The sequence below is a fragment of the Saccharicrinis aurantiacus genome (genome assembly GCF_947489045.1).
GTDB lineage: Bacteria > Bacteroidota > Bacteroidia > Bacteroidales > Marinilabiliaceae > Saccharicrinis > Saccharicrinis aurantiacus.
This window is the reverse complement of sequence record NZ_CANLCN010000011.1, coordinates 45,018-60,995: the sequence shown is the minus strand read 5'-3', so window position 1 is coordinate 60,995 and position 15,978 is coordinate 45,018. Positions and strand designations below refer to the sequence as shown.

Here is a 15,978-nt window from a genome sequence, read left to right as displayed (position 1 = left end):
TGTAATGAAGCATTCTTTCTTTTGGTTTAGACGTGATTTACGCTTAGAAGATAATACTGCATTGTATTCTGCTCTTGCCGAAAAAAAGAATGTAATCGCGGTTTTTATTTTCGATGACGCTATTTTGAATGAATTGCCCCGAGATGATTCGCGAGTTACTTTTATCTATAATAATTTAAAGAAGATACATCAGCAACTAAAAAAATACAATTCCTCATTATTAGTATTAAAAGGCGATGTACACAAAGTTTGGGAATCGCTGCTTAATGAATATGAAGTAGATTCGATCTATTATAATAAAGATTACGAACCATATGCCATTGATAGAGATTTAAAACTCAACTCCCTTGCCTTAAGTAAAGGAGTAGATGTTTTTTCTTTTAAAGATCATGTTATATTTGAAGAATCTGAGATTGTAAAGACTGATGGAAATCCTTATACTGTTTATACTCCCTATAAGAATAAATGGCTTTCGGAATATAACGGTGTTCGCATTTTGCCTAATATTCAGTTTGATAATTTTTGCTCAGTTTCGTTTCCTTTCCCTCTTATTGAGGATATAGGATTTAAAACTTCCAGAATTTGCGTTGAAGATTATAACATTGATGCATTAGATAACTATGCAATTCATCGCGATTATCCGATTCTAAATGCCACAAGTAAGCTAGGTGTGCATCTCCGCTTTGGTACAATAAGTATTAGGCAAGTGTTAAATCAGATATCTAGTAACAATGAGGTTTTTATTAGTGAGTTAATTTGGCGCGAATTCTTTATTCAAGTTCTATTTCATCATCCGAATGTTGTACATCATAATTTTAGAAGAAAGTATGATGGTATAACATGGCTAAATGAGCCGAATAATTTTGAACAGTGGCAAATAGGATTAACTGGCTATCCGTTAGTCGACGCGGGTATGCGAGAGCTTAATGCAACAGGTTATATGCACAATAGAGTAAGGATGGTAACTGCCGGCTTTTTGTGTAAACATCTTTTAATTGATTGGAAATGGGGAGAGGCTTATTTTGCGCAAAAACTACTAGATTATGAGTTGGCTTCAAATAATGGTAATTGGCAATGGGCTGCAGGAACCGGTTGTGATGCTGCACCTTATTTCAGGGTTTTTAACCCCGAGACTCAATTGAAGAAGTTCGATAAGGATTTAGAGTATGTTAAGAAATGGGTTCCTGAGCTAGGAACAGACAAATACCCAAAGCCTATAATAGAACATTCGTTTGCAAGAAAAAGAGCTATTGAGAAGTATAAAAAGGAGCTGTTGTGCTAGTTGCGTTTACATACCTTACTTATCTTATTAATAATGTATTTGGTGAAACCAAAGTATAGGGTAATAAACAGTGTTATATTTAAAAGCCAAATAATAATAGTATTCATTACTAATGTATCTACTTTTAAGTTACCAAACCTTTTAAATGGACTTAAGAAATGTGCTTTAATAAAGCCAGGTTCAGGCTCTTTGTAAATAGGATCAGATTTCTGAATTAATCTATTTTTATGCTCAATAATTTTATTGGTGAAAATATCATTACTGTTTGTTACAAATCGATTCAATTCAGTATTGGTATAATCTCTTTTAAGTTTATTAAAATCTTCTATTGATGAAGCCTTAATAATATCTTTCCTTTTTTGATCGAGAACAATATCTGTATTATTAAAAAGTCGTTTATAGAAACCTTTTTTCTTCTCTAAGTAATCATTAACCGAGGCCGAGACTTCGTTATTATAATCATCAGTATTAAGTAGAGAAATAAAATTTGATTTAGTTTCTGATTTTTTTTCCTCTTTTATAATTTCATCCTGTATTAAGCTTAATATAGAGCCTAATAATTGGGTGTTTTTATTTGTATATGCTTTATCAGCTGCAGTTACTTTAGCTTCTAACAAAGGAATCCAAAACTCTTTTTTAAACTGTGCTTTGCTTTTAATTTTATCGTAAACATAAAAGTTTCTTTCATACTTATTGTTAATGAATTGATCAACGCTTAATGCTTCAAAAGCCCATCGTGCAGTTATAATCTCGCCAAACCAAGGCACAATATCAGGATCTGATAGTTTAGGATTTAGCTTATCGTAGCTAATAAAAACTCCAGATAAAATGATTTGGGGTATTATTAAAAAAGGAATCGTAATGTAAATATTAACGGCATTTTTAAAGCTATCTGAAATGTTTAACCCAAGTAAATTGGCAAAAATAGAACAGCTAAAAAGTATAATCCAATATTCCCAGAATAGTCCTTTGAGCTCGATAATTGAATTTCCTACAACAACAAATAGTAAAGTTTGAATGGCAGAGATGATACTTAAGATGAACACCTTTGAAAGGAGATAGCTTAGGCGACTTAGGTTCAGGAATTTCTCTCGTTTCAGTATTTTTTTGTCGCGAATAATTTCTTCGGCACTAACAGTGAGACCAACAAATATGGCAATAATAACAGCCATTATTATATATACTATAATATTGGGGTTGTTTTGAAATACATAGGAACTATCAGTAGTTTCATCTATGTTATAGTATTTTATTATTGTGGCTAATATTAATGCTAGTATTGGGGTTTCTATTAGGTTAATTAGTAAATACTGTGTGTTTGAAATTTTTGATAATACATCGCGCTTAACGAATACTAGAAATTGTTTCAGTTTATTCGGAATCTTAAAAGAAATAGATGGGAGTACAGCAGATTTATCATCGTTCGTTTTCTGTAGTTTGGACTTAAATAAATCATACCACTCCTTTGGTTCACGCTTTCTTTTCTGAGTAAAACTTCCATATTCATCAACAACATTAGCCGATATAATATTTAGAATCTGCTCTGGGTTTACATTACCACATTTGCTGCATTCATTTTCTTCGCGATTGGCCAGATTTATGTTTGATTTGAAGTAATTTATACTTTCAATAGGATCGCCTTCGTAGGCGAGATAACCACCCGTATCAACTACTAAAAGCTGATTAAACATTTTAAAAATATCGCTCGAAGGTTGGTGTATAACTACAAATACTAATTTCCCTTTTAAGCTCAACTCTTTTAACAAATCGATAATGTTTTCCGAGTCTCTTGAGGATAGACCAGATGTTGGTTCGTCCAGAAAAAGAACTGCAGGTTCCCTTATTAGTTCAAGAGCTATGTTTAATCTTTTGCGTTGACCACCACTAATCTTTTTATTAAGAGGAGACCCAACAACCATGTCCTTGGTTTCAAACAATCCAAGGGAGTTTAATAGGTTTAATACTTTTTTCTTAATGTGAAACTCCGAATAACTATCAAAACAAAGTTTGGCGTTATAGTATAAATTCTGATAAACAGTTAATTCCTCCATTAAAAGATCATCCTGAGAGACATATCCGATTAAACCATTTACCTTTTCTTTTTCTTTATTGATATCAATTCCGCTAATTGACACCGTTCCTGATTGAGGTGAATTAATGCCGCTCAGAACATTTATCAATGTACTTTTACCGGCACCGCTACTACCCATTATACCAACAAGATTGCCACATTCTGCTTGAAATGACATCTTTTGTATCCCATTATTATTGTTCGGATATAGGTAGCTTATATCTTTTGCCTCAAAATTAAAGGATTGATGAAGGTTGTCTGTGTTAAATTTATTTACGATATCACTATAGTAAATAGGTTCAAGGTTTTTAACTCTAACAGAACTACCTGGTTTTATTACATGAATTCTATCAGAATTAGCTAATTGCCCATTAATGGTAAGTTCAGTTTCTTGCTCTGCTTTAAGTAGAAATACATTACCCGATGTAATATTAGCAACTTGAATTTCACTTTGTAGTAGGCTTATGTTTAGATGCTTGGAATGTTTGAATTTGGAGTAATCTAATTTGTTAACTAACAGTATGTTTTTATTGTCGAAAGGGTTGCTAAAATCATCAACAACAAAGTGTTCAATGAGTAGAAATTCCTCATTACTAATATTAAAAGATTCGGATACTGTTTTTATAAAATCCCTTTCGTAACTACTGATATCAATTCCTTTTTTAAGAAATTCAATAAGTCTTATTGTTACAATAAGTTTCTGAAAGTGAGTAAGTTCTTTATTAATCGCTTTTGCTATACGCAAAGCTTTAACCGAGTTGGCAGTTAAACTCGGTTTAAGTGGATCTTTCTTTTGGAGTCGTTCTAATTTAGCAGCATGAACTTGATAGTGTTCTTCATAAAGTTTAAGATACGCTTCAGCAGTGCTACTATTAAGTTGATTATTAAGAAATACTTTTACGATTTCGCGCCTTTGGTTATTTTCTTTATTCGGGAATGCAATTAAAGCAAATAACTGTACTAAGGCCTTTAATATTTCTTCACTCATTCAAAATTATTCTAAAACCCTTTTGATTTACCAAGTGGCAAATAATGCTGTTATTTATTCTTCATCTAATTTTTGGAAACCAATATACAATAAAGCCATTCCTGATGTTTTTTGAGATTCATCAAGTCTTGCTTCAATAATACATTCCATTGAACCAGCCATTTTAAAATCCCAATACTTTGCATTTTGGTAATCTGAATTTGAAAATAATAAGTTATGATTGGTATCGTAAACAGAAAATAAAATTGGCTCTTCTGAGGCCGAACATGCCGAAATACGGTAAACACTTCCACTTAAGAATGTAGTTTTAAATTCGGCTACTTCATCACCCGTTAAGAATGCTTGTAGGGGTTGACTATTTAAAATGAAATCTGAACTAATTTGGTCTTTACAGGCTTTAAAAGGGTCGTCTTGGCTATTGATATTCGATATGGGTAGTAAAGAAATTGCTACCGTTAATATTAATAATGAAATGGATCTTTTCATAATTATTTGATTTTAACTTCATTGATAAAGTTGTTTTATTCTTTATAAATGAGGCATTTGATTAATCAGTATTTAGTTATTTATTAAAAGTTCGTTGGGTTATAAATTGTTCATTGAAATGGAAATAATAGCCCAATAAATCAAAATCTAAATTAGAAAATATTTATGAATATGCTATGGTAAAACTCTTAACCTGACTAATTTTATCTTTTTTATTGATAAAATAACTCATATTTGCGATTTGAATTAATAAGTAAACAATAAGAACAATGAATAAAAAACTCTTAATAATTCCATTATTATTGCTAGCATTTCTTGTTAATGCGCAGAATGGTAAAAAGTTAGATTTAGAGGATGTTATTTCTGGCGGTAAGAATTATGCTCAATTCAGACCAGAATATAAAAAGTATAGTTTTTTAGGAACATCTGATATTATTACACGAAATTCAGGAGATACAATTTACAAGGTTTCTAAAGGGATTGAATCAATCTTGGTTACTAAGGCCAAAATTAACGAGGCTTTATCATCTCATAATATCGAAGAAAGTACATTGTGGAATATTTCGTGGTTATCCAATTCTGTACTCTGGAATAAAGTTAAAGGAGGATTGTATGCCTATAATATTGAGAGTAATAAAATAGAATTTGTAATTAAACTTGATTCTGACATCAAAGTTTATGATTTTAATGAAGAGAGTAGGTTATTGGCTTATGTTTTAAATGATGATTTATATATTTCAAATAGTAAAAATGAGCATCAATTAATATTAGAGGCAGGTGCCGATAACCGAGTGATAGGTCAATCGGTTCATAGAAATGAGTTTGGTATTACTAACGGTCTTTTCTGGTCTAATAAAGGAACCAAATTGGCATTTTACGATATGGATGAATCTATGGTAACAGATTATCCTCTTGTTGATATTACAACTCGTGTCGCCAGTGAGAAAGATATTAAATATCCAATGGCAGGGATGAAAAGTCATCATGTAAAAGTTGGAGTTTATGATACTGCTGCAAAAGAGATCTCTTATTTATCAACAGGAGAGCCAAAAGAAAAATATTTAACTAACGTAAGTTGGTCTTTCGATGATGCTAATATTCTATTAGCTGAATTAAATAGAGGACAAAATCACATGGAGCTTGTAAAGTACGATGCATCCACTGGAGATAAAATTGCTATGTTATTTGACGAGAAGAGTACTAAATGGGTTGAGCCTGAACATCCGGCTTATAGTTATTCTAAAGATCGTTTTATTTGGCAAAGTGAGCGCGATGGTTATAACCATTTGTATATTTATAATACTCAAGGAAAATTGATAAAGCAATTAACCAAAGGAGATTGGGTTGTTACAAAATTCTGTGGCTTGGATAGCAATAATAAGTATGCTTATTTTGAAGGTACAAAAGATGGTTCTTTAGATCGAAATTTGTATAAAGTATCTCTTTCATCAGAAAAAATCACTAAGCTTTCATCAGTAAGTGCGTATCATAGTTTTAGTTTGAGTAATTCAAAGAACTGGGCAATTGATATGTATTCAAATCAAAATACACCACGTGTTATAGGTTTGTTAAATACTAAAAATAGCAAGTTTACAGAATTGTTTAGAGCTGAAAATTCTTATGAGGGCTATGAGATTGGAGAGGTAAAGCTAACTTCAATAAAGGCTGCAGATGGAAAAACTGATTTAAATGGTAGAATTATTTTGCCTCCTAATTTTGATGCATCAAAGAAATATCCTGTAGTTGTATATGTGTATGGCGGACCACATGCGCAATTGGTAACAAATACCTGGTTGGGCGGAGCTCGTGCCTGGCAGCTGTTGATGGCTCAAAAGGGGTACATTGCTTTTACCATGGATAATAGAGGAACTCCTTATAGAGGAACTGAATTTGAGCAAGCAATACACCGTAGATTGGGCGAAATAGAGGCTGCAGATCAAATGGAAGGAATTAAGTATTTAAAGTCTTTACCTTATGTAGATTCTGAGAGAATTGGAGTGCATGGTTGGAGTTTTGGTGGCTTCATGACAATCAATTTAATGGAAAAGTTTCCAGATGTGTTTAAAGTAGGTGTTTCTGGAGGTCCTGTTACTGATTGGAAATATTACGAAGTAATGTACGGAGAGCGTTATATGGATTCTCCTGAAGAAAATCCTGAAGGATATGCAAAGAGTAATTTAAATACCAGGGTTGAATCTATTGAAGGTCGTTTATTAGTAATTCATGGTGCAATTGACCCAACGGTTGTATGGCAACATAGTTTATATTTTATCGAGGAGTGTATAAAAAAACGAGTTCAAGTAGATTATTTTGTTTATCCAACGCACGAGCATAATGTTCTTGGTCCGGATAGGGTTCACTTGATGGAAAAAGTAACACGATATTTTGATGATTTTTTATAGCGTAAAGTATTAAATTATCATACAAATGTTTTAATTTGCCTGCTTTGATGACTCAAGGCAGGCATTTTCATTTATTAGATTAATTAAGGAATCATGAAACTAGTTACAAGCAGCACTATATTTTCACTTCTAGCCCTATTAATATTCACTTCTTGTGGTCCTAATCCAACAGAAGAAGCCATGAAAAAATACAATAAGGCTGTCTCTTTATTTCAGGATGGATCTTATAATAGTGCTAAATTGGTTATTGATACTTTACTTGTTGATTACGAATCAGAAATTGAATATGTTGTTAAGGCAGAAAACTTACTGCGCGAAATTAAAATTGATGAGCAAAAAAGGAATTTACTATTTCTTGATACCGCTTTGCAAGAGCAACAAGTTATTTTAGATAAGTTGATGAAAAATTTTATTATATCTAAGGAATACGGATCGAAAGAAGTACTTATCCATAAACGACAAAAACCCCAAAACTCATACAATAGAATATATTTACGAGCGCATTTAGATTACAAAGGGAATTTTTATATTTCTAGCCGATACTCTGGCGATCATTATATAAATCATAAACAAATTAGGGTGTATAATCAAGGTCAGAGTGTAATCAGTTCTGAGGTTTCTCCCGATGGCTTTAATAACCGAAAATTTGAAGATAGTGGTTCATTTTGGGAAGTGGTGAATTATAAAGATGGTAAAGACAACGGAATAATAGACTTTATTGCACAAAATACCGATAAACCTTTAAAAGCAGTCTTAATAGGGAAGGAGTACTCTTATATAGTTCTTGAGAAATTCGATAAAGAAGCCATTAGAGATGGTTATGAGATATCATTTGTTCTGAAGGAGATTACGAGTATTAAGGAGCAAATTAGTAATGTAAATGCAGAGTTAAAGAGGCTAATGTAGAATTTCGTAATTTAAAATTACTGCTTAATCAAAAAAAAAAATCTCTTACAAAATTTGGTTCTATTTTTAAACTGAAAATATGTTTTACACATAGTTTAAAAAAGAGGAACCAATGTCCTATTCTAGAATACTCATAATTAGTCTAATTATACTGATTCAAAGTCTTTGTTTAAATGCTCAAAATAACTCTTTTGAGCATTTAAAAGAAGCCAATCAGAATATTACTGCAGAGGTAATACATTTTAATGATACCATTAATGTATTCAACGGCTATAGTGCTGAGTTTAATATCTTCGATAATGATACAATTCCTGAAGATACGGTATTAATAACTGAATTAATAAATCCAAATGATCTGTATGGGGTTATAGACGATCTAGGTGAGGGTAATTTTCGATATCAATCAATTGAAGATAATAAATGCCTTGAAGAATCTATAGTCTGTAGAATATGTGATCGTTCTGATAATTGTCAAGAATCGCTAATATATTTTATTGTAACGTTGATTGATTCTGACGGAGATAATATACCCGATTATATTGAACAAGAGTATTGGAATACAGATGGAGATGATTATCCTGATTATGGGGATACAGATTCTGATGGAGATGGAATACCTGATTTGATAGAAGGAGGAATCGAAGATCCTTGTAATTTTGATCCTAATATTTATCCTTTAGATACCAATGGAGATGGTATTCCAGATTATAGAAGTTTAGATTCTGATGGAGATGGTATTCCTGATTCGGTAGAAGGGATTGAAGATTGTGATGGTGATGGAATACCCAATTACAGAGACTACTATGATGATTGCGCCTCCCGATTGGCAGCTGTTGAAACTTTTTCTCCCAATAGAGATGGTGTAAACGATTATTTCACAATTAAAGGTCTCGCTGATTTTCCTGATAATGAATTATTTGTTTACAATCGTTGGGGCGGAAGAGTTTATTATATGCAAAACTATAATAATCAATGGGATGGTACATCTCAAGAGTCGGGGATAGGTACTGCAGATTTACCGGAGGGTACATACTTTTATGTATTAAAACTAGTTAATAACCAAGTAATAAAAGGCACAGTCTTTTTAAAGCGATAAAAAGGATGAATAAGAGAACTTTATACAGCTTAATAGTATTTGTGCTTCTAACCACACTGGTTAATCAAAAATGTAGAGCACAACAAGATCCCATGTACAGTCAGTATATGTTTAATACTTTGCCTATTAATCCTGCGTATGCAGGTAGTAGAGAAATGTTAAGTGCTCTATTATTAGGACGTCAACAATGGGTTGGCTTTGATGGAGCACCAAATACGGCCACGTTTTCTATCCACTCCCCTTTGTATAAAGGCTTGGCCGGAGGAACCTCAATTATTTATGATACCTATGGTCCTGTAAAAAACACAACCTTTAATATTGATTTTGCATACCATTTAAAAACAGGTGAGCATTCAAAATTGTCGCTTGGAATTAATGGAACTGCAAATTTTTATACCGTTGATTACACCCATTTAACTATGCAAACCGCAATGGATAATGCTTACTTAAATGCCGTTCAGCAAGAGTGGCTGCCCAATGTTGGTTTTGGCTTGTATTTTTATGCGCCTAATTACTATGTTGGTTTATCTTCTCCTCGAATTATTGAAAATACTTACGACTCAGACTCAGATAGTGAATCAAAAGAAGTGAGACACTATTATGCAATGGCAGGTTATGTGTTTCATTTATCAGAAACCTTTGTTCTACGTCCTTCTGCATTAGCACGTGCTTCAGAAGGTGGCCCATTTAATTTTGATTTCAACTTGTATGCAATATTTTACGATAAGTTATGGCTTGGAGCAATGTATCGATTAGATAGTGCTTATGGTGCAGCGGTGCAATATCAGATAAGCCCCCAAGTTAAGGTTGGGTATGCATACGATATGAGTACGAATGAGTTAAGTTCATATCATAGTGGGTCGCATGAATTAATGATAAGCTACGATTTCAATTTTAATAGAACCAAGATATATAATCCGAGGTATTTCTAGTTTTTGAAACATTAGAAATTGGGAGGGTATTGAGTAATTCTTATAGAAGTAATTAATTGACTAGAATTCTAATTCCATCAAACTATTTAATGCAATGAATAATAAATATATCCTACTACTTACATTCGTTATAATTTATTCAATCAATAGTTTTTCTCAGTCAAAAAAACTTATTGAGGCAGATTCATATTATAATGAGTTTAATTATTCAGAGGCTTTAAAAGCCTATAAAAAAGCTTTTAAAAAGAATGAATCAGTTTACTACATTTCTACTCGAATTGCCGACTGCTATAGTCGGTTAGGAGATTCTTACCAGTCTATTTCTTGGTATGAGAAAGCCACGGCTCTTCCTTCGGCTGATGAAGATGTTTTTCTCCGACTTTCATTAGAATATCGTAAAGTTAAAGAATATGAAAAATCCGATCATATTCTAGAAAAGTATCAAAAGAGAAAAGGTCTTTCTATCGATGATCAGTCTATAGAAGAGGGAAATAGTATTGATTACTTAATGAGTGATTCAAAATCCTATGAGGTTTTCCATTTAAACATTAATACGCCCTATTCTGATTTCGGACCAATGATTTATCAAGATCAATTAATTTTCTCATCGAATATGCCAGTTGAGGATGCTATAAATAGGTCTGATGTCCGGAATAAAAAAGGTTTTTATAAACTGTATAGCGCAAAAAGAAATAGCCTAGCTGCGTTTAGTAAAGTAAAACCATTTGATAAGGCCTTCAGAACTAAATATAACGATGGGCCAATATCATTTAATAGCGGTGCTACGGTGTCATTTATCACACAAAATAGTGAAAAAGAAGATGGTGCATCACATATGCATATTTATATGAAAAGGAAGGAAGAGGGAGAATGGCCTAAAAAGTCAATTCCAATTCCAATTGTTCAAAAAGGGTATTCTTTTATGCATGCCTCATTTTCAAACGAAGGTGATAAAGTGTACTTTGCTTCAGATATGCCTGGAGGTTATGGAGGTACAGATATTTATGTCTCTCATTATCATAACGGCTTCTTAAGCCCTCCAATCAATTTAGGACCCAATGTTAATACTCCGGCTAACGAATTATTCCCGTTTTGTAATTCAGAAGGGGTTTTGTTTTTTGCTTCTGAAGGACATTATGGTTTAGGTGGTTTAGATATTTTTTATGCTTACCCAGATAGTGAAATGTTCGGAAAAGCTAAAAATATGGGTTATCCAATTAATACTTCATCAGACGATTTTAATTTAGTTATCATAAATGGAAAAAATAGTGGATATTTCTGTTCTAATAGGGATGGAGGTAAAGGTGATGATGATATTTATGCATTCACCCACAACAAAGAGTTTAAGAATTATAAACTATCAGGTAAAGTTATAGCAGCAGCAGATAGGAGACCAGTTCTTGATGCTGAAGTTATGGTTTATACAAATGATAAATTAGTTAAAACTATAAAAACTACTCTTGAAGGAGAGTTCTTCTTCTATGTTGATTCTATTGATGATTGTAAGGTAGTTGTAAAGCATAAAAACTATGAAGAGGAAACATACACAATAGACTCCTCCTCTCTTGAAGATAGTTTTATTATCTATCTTATTAGGTAAAGGTTATGGCTTAAGTATATCCTTTATTACTTCTCATCTAAATCTGTTTATTCTCTATTAATGTGTATATTTGGCAGAGTTTTTCCAAATCTTTAACATTAATTATGAGACTAAGATACACTGCCATATTTGCTGTATTCATTATTATATACTTTATCATTGTTGCTGATTTTAAGGTAGTAAAGAAAGAAGGCAAGCATTATGGAATTTCCGTTGATGAACTACAGGCCAATTATAGAAATAAAAAAATTCAAAGAAGACTTAATGGTTACGCAAAGCCGGATAAGCCGGATAAGTATGTAGAATATTTTAATAATATTAAGAATAGAGAGGGTAGTGCAAATTATTCAGTTAACTATAAGCAACAGGCCTTAAAGTCTGCGCTTAAGCGAAGGCAATTACTAAAGTCTACTACAAATAAATTAGATTGGAAACAATTAGGACCTGCTAACGTCGGCGGTCGAACCCGAGCCATTATTATTGATCCCGAAGATACGAGTGGAAGTACCTGGTTTGCAGGAGCCGTAGCAGGTGGGGTTTGGAAAACAATTAATAAAGGAGAAACTTGGGATATTATCTCACCCAACTTACCGAATTTAGCTATTTCAAGTATGGCTATGGCTAAATCAAACCCTTCCGTAATTTATGCTGGTACTGGTGAGGGGTACTTCAATATTGATGCAGTTCGAGGAGATGGAATCTTTAAAACTTCCGATAAAGGTGAAACCTGGCAACAATTGGAGTTTACTGCAAATAATGAAGAGTTTAATTATGTAAATAGTATTGTTGTTAGTAATGAAGATGAGAATATAGTTATTTGTGCAACAAATAATGGTATTTATAAGTCTGATGATGGAGGGATAAATTGGTTAAAAGTGAATCTCATTAACGGACGCTACCAAAAACTAATTCAACACCCAATTGATACTAATATATATTGGGCTGCTTGCCACAATAATGGAGTTTTTAAAAGTGATGACGGTGGTGATTCCTGGTATCAAACAGAAACATTTGGAGGAGACGCTAATAGAATAGAACTAGCTATTTCTAGCAATAATCCAGATGTATTATTTGCCTTAACGGAAGACTCAAAAGTATATTTCTCTGAAGATGGTGGTATAGAGTGGGGAGAAGCAATTGACGAAGATGAAACCGATTTCTTAAGTGGTCAAGGTTGGTATAATAATGTAATTGCAGCTCACCCGAATAATACCATGTCTGGTTATATCGGAGGAGTTGATCTATTTTCCTTTACTATAGGTGAAGAAATTAAGACAAGCAATAGAGCTTACACAGTAAATACAACAAGTTCTGATTATTTTGAGCCTCATAATAGTGGGGGGAGTTTTCAAAATGGTGCAGTACTAGTATATGACGAGTATAATAAAATTAGTGATGAGATTGAAATTCAATTCGGAACAGGAAAATCTCAAAAGGCACATGTTTTTGTAAATAAAAACTTATCGAATAATTATTCGCAAGATATTAAAGATGATTTACAACTTTTAAAGTACGATTCGAAATATGTGACTGTTCCGTTTGAAGTAATTAATAAACGTACAAATACGAAACTTAACGCCTCTTTTATCGATTCTAATAAGAATGGGAAATTTGATTTGTATGATGATGCTTATGAGGTAATTATAGTTCATAATAGTACTTATTCAAATTCTTATAATAGCCAAATAGTATCAAAAAATGGAAACGAAAAGATATTAGGAACAGCTTCTTTAGCTTCTTCTAGTTGGGATGAAACCAATATTCCGAATTATTCAATTAGTATTAATCCTTATGAGTTAAGTAATAGAACACTCAAAAGTGAGCGTATAACCAGATGGAGCCTACCAGTGGAGGATGAAAAATATTCACATGCAGATCATCATAGTATTAATGTTATAAATAAGTCAGGAAATGATTTCGAAGTATTAGTTGGAAATGACGGTGGGTTAAGTCTATCGGAAGATGGAGGCCTTACTTGGAAAACAACCATAAATGGATATATAAGTTCTCAATTTTATGGAATTGATCGTCATCCATCAAAGTATTTATATTTTGGTGGGATGCAAGATAATGGAAGCTATATCTCTCCTGAAAATCCCGATATAGAATCAAATTGGAATGCAACTTTAAGTGGTGATGGATTTGATGTGGCTTGGCATAGCCGAAAACCTGACCATTTTATTGGTAGCTACTACTATAATATTCTTGAGAAATCGAGGGATGGTGGCGAGCATTTTCAGTCTCTAGAGAATGTAGTACCTGATGTTGGAGATGGAAACAAGGCTCCATTTGTAACTTGTTTGGCAAATTCAGATGTAGATCCTGATTTATTATTTGTTGGTGGTGTGTCTGGAATTAGTCGTTCTGATGACTTCGGTAGTTCGTGGTCTATTGCTGAGATGGGATCGAATTGGGGATATAGTATAGGTTATGCGCCAAAAATTGAAATCAGCCAGGCCAACCCCGAAATAGTGTGGGCTGGTGTTAAGTTATCATCAGACTCTAAACTTCAGTTATCAGTAGATGGAGGTAGAAGCTTTAAAGAAATAGCCAACCCTGTAAATAACTATGTTATATCAAATATAGTAACGCATCCGCTCGATCCTCAAACTGCCTATATTTTATTTTCGCATGCAAATTTTCCAAAAATACTGCGAACAACAGATTTAGGAGAATCTTGGGAAGATATTACCGGGTTTGGTATCTCTGGCAGTAGTACAAGTAGTAATGGATTTCCTAATGTAGCAACACTTTCGATGTTAGTAGCTCCTGAAAAACCAAATGAATTATGGGCAGGTACTGAAATAGGACTTTTTATTTCTAAAGATAATGGTACCTCATGGGAGTATTCTGATAATGGATTACCAGCAGTATCAATTTGGGATATGAAATGTAAAGGAGACGAAATAATTTTAGCTACGCATGGTTTAGGAGTTTGGACACTTAAAAGAGAAGGCGTTTCAAATACCCTTAAACACCCATATATCGTAGATGCAAGCTCAAATCCTAAGCAAGAATTAATAATTAGTTCTATTGCTGATGTTGACTATGATTCTGTACAAATATTTATAAATGATGAAATAGTTAATGTTGAGTATAATACACCTTCTGGAAGCAGACGTAATATTATAAATATTGAATCCTTAAATGATTTTAAGCTTAAATTTATTGGTTATATAGGAGAAGTGGCCTACATATCGAATACCAAATATATAAGCTTAATAAATATCAAGGAGCCAGTAAACTCTTATGTCAATAATTTTTCATATAAATTCGAAGATTTTTATGGTGATGGTTTTAAAGTCTCGCGGGGTATTTTAGATAATAATGCTATGCAATCAAATCATCCCTACGAAAAAGATGTCAATCTAACTTACCAATTGAAGTATCCAATTATAGTATCTGATGATGATGAAAGGGCATTTATAAAATATGAAGATATTGCCTTTGTTGAAGAAGGAGAAGTTGGCGCTACATTTTTAGATCAATCATTTTATGACTATGTAGTAGTTGAAGGTAGTTTGAATGGTATTGATTGGATACCAATTATTGAAGGATATGATTATTCCTATAATTCGGATTGGAAGAGTTCAGGAAGAAATGTAGACTCATCGCCTAAACAAAGTGATTATACAAAGCATCATATTAATCTCTTAGATTTCTTTAATCCCTCGGATACTATTTTGGTCCGTTTTAGATTGTTCTCAGATGAAGAAGTTACAGGCTGGGGTTGGGCTATTGATAACCTTAAAATTCAGGATTCCACATTTCTTAGAATCGATGATATCGAATTTGAAGTTCTGATTAAACCAAATCCTATTACAAATGGAGTGTTCCATATTGGCATAGAAGATGCTTATCAAGGAAACTTGCAGCTGAGGATTTATGATTTGTCGGGTAAAATTATTTATTCAGAACTTGTAAATAAAAATTTAGGCAGTTTTAAGCTTACTCGAAATATTAACTTCCCTGCCGATGGCATGTACATTGTTAATTTATTGATGGATAAAAGGAATGTTACAAGAAAGATACTTGTTACACATTAAGATAAAATTACCTTTGCGATATTAAACGGAAATTGTCTTTTACTTCTAAAAACTATTTCGTAATTTAGAATGAACAAATGTATTTGACTTTAGTTGTCTGAACTTGTGGTTTTTATATTAATCTTATTTAGATTGATTAAAAATAAAATAAAAAAAGACATATATATCT

At 32.6% G+C, this 15,978-nt stretch carries 9 protein-coding genes; 7 read left to right on the top strand and 2 right to left on the bottom strand.

Going from position 1 to position 15,978, the window contains the following annotated elements; genetic code table 11:
- Window positions 1–4: 4 nt before the first annotated feature.
- Complete coding sequence (locus tag QMO11_RS13595; RefSeq protein WP_282037779.1) at window positions 5–1,282, top strand: cryptochrome/photolyase family protein; 1,278 nt, start codon at window positions 5–7, stop codon at window positions 1,280–1,282.
- Here QMO11_RS13595 and QMO11_RS13590 read toward each other — a convergent pair.
- Both QMO11_RS13590 and QMO11_RS13585 read right to left on the bottom strand, forming a co-directional pair.
- Window positions 1,279–4,341, bottom strand: coding sequence for an ATP-binding cassette domain-containing protein (locus QMO11_RS13590; RefSeq protein WP_282037778.1), 3,063 nt, complete (start codon window positions 4,339–4,341; stop codon window positions 1,279–1,281). The two genes, QMO11_RS13595 and QMO11_RS13590, sit on opposite strands and share 4 nt — an antisense overlap.
- Before the next feature lie 54 nt (window positions 4,342–4,395).
- Window positions 4,396–4,827 (bottom strand): hypothetical protein, encoded by a 432-nt coding sequence (locus QMO11_RS13585; protein WP_282037777.1) that lies wholly within the window; start codon window positions 4,825–4,827, stop codon window positions 4,396–4,398.
- 269 nt (window positions 4,828–5,096) lie between these two features.
- Here QMO11_RS13585 and QMO11_RS13580 point away from each other — a divergent pair, with 269 nt between their 5' ends.
- From QMO11_RS13580 to QMO11_RS13555, 6 genes are all read left to right on the top strand, one after another.
- A complete protein-coding gene (locus QMO11_RS13580; RefSeq protein WP_282037776.1) occupies window positions 5,097–7,229 on the top strand; it encodes a S9 family peptidase in 2,133 nt (710 codons plus the stop codon).
- Window positions 7,230–7,322: 93 nt separating this feature from the next.
- A complete protein-coding gene (locus tag QMO11_RS13575) occupies window positions 7,323–8,135 on the top strand; it encodes a hypothetical protein (RefSeq protein WP_282037775.1) in 813 nt (270 codons plus the stop codon).
- 112 nt (window positions 8,136–8,247) lie between these two features.
- Window positions 8,248–9,231 (top strand): T9SS type B sorting domain-containing protein, encoded by a 984-nt coding sequence (locus QMO11_RS13570; RefSeq protein WP_282037774.1) that lies wholly within the window; start codon window positions 8,248–8,250, stop codon window positions 9,229–9,231.
- Between the two features lie 5 nt (window positions 9,232–9,236).
- A complete protein-coding gene (locus QMO11_RS13565; protein WP_282037773.1) occupies window positions 9,237–10,163 on the top strand; it encodes a PorP/SprF family type IX secretion system membrane protein in 927 nt (308 codons plus the stop codon).
- Between the two features lie 94 nt (window positions 10,164–10,257).
- Window positions 10,258–11,763: a tetratricopeptide repeat protein gene (locus QMO11_RS13560; RefSeq protein WP_282037772.1), complete on the top strand. Its 1,506-nt coding sequence runs from the start codon at window positions 10,258–10,260 to the stop codon at window positions 11,761–11,763.
- 104 nt (window positions 11,764–11,867) lie between these two features.
- A complete protein-coding gene (locus QMO11_RS13555; protein ID WP_282037771.1) occupies window positions 11,868–15,809 on the top strand; it encodes a T9SS type A sorting domain-containing protein in 3,942 nt (1,313 codons plus the stop codon).
- Window positions 15,810–15,978 lie beyond the last annotated feature (169 nt).

What these genes read in the sequence shown, in the direction of transcription:
- QMO11_RS13570 (WP_282037774.1), top strand. Translation starts at nt 8,248, where the DNA reads ATGTCCTATTCTAGAATACTCATAATTAGTCTAATTATACTGATTCAA.
- QMO11_RS13590 (WP_282037778.1), bottom strand. Translation starts at nt 4,341, where the DNA reads ATGAGTGAAGAAATATTAAAGGCCTTAGTACAGTTATTTGCTTTAATT.
- QMO11_RS13595 (WP_282037779.1), top strand. Translation starts at nt 5, where the DNA reads ATGAAGCATTCTTTCTTTTGGTTTAGACGTGATTTACGCTTAGAAGAT.
- QMO11_RS13565 (WP_282037773.1), top strand. Translation starts at nt 9,237, where the DNA reads ATGAATAAGAGAACTTTATACAGCTTAATAGTATTTGTGCTTCTAACC.
- QMO11_RS13555 (WP_282037771.1), top strand. Translation starts at nt 11,868, where the DNA reads ATGAGACTAAGATACACTGCCATATTTGCTGTATTCATTATTATATAC.
- QMO11_RS13560 (WP_282037772.1), top strand. Translation starts at nt 10,258, where the DNA reads ATGAATAATAAATATATCCTACTACTTACATTCGTTATAATTTATTCA.
- QMO11_RS13575 (WP_282037775.1), top strand. Translation starts at nt 7,323, where the DNA reads ATGAAACTAGTTACAAGCAGCACTATATTTTCACTTCTAGCCCTATTA.
- QMO11_RS13580 (WP_282037776.1), top strand. Translation starts at nt 5,097, where the DNA reads ATGAATAAAAAACTCTTAATAATTCCATTATTATTGCTAGCATTTCTT.
- QMO11_RS13585 (WP_282037777.1), bottom strand. Translation starts at nt 4,827, where the DNA reads ATGAAAAGATCCATTTCATTATTAATATTAACGGTAGCAATTTCTTTA.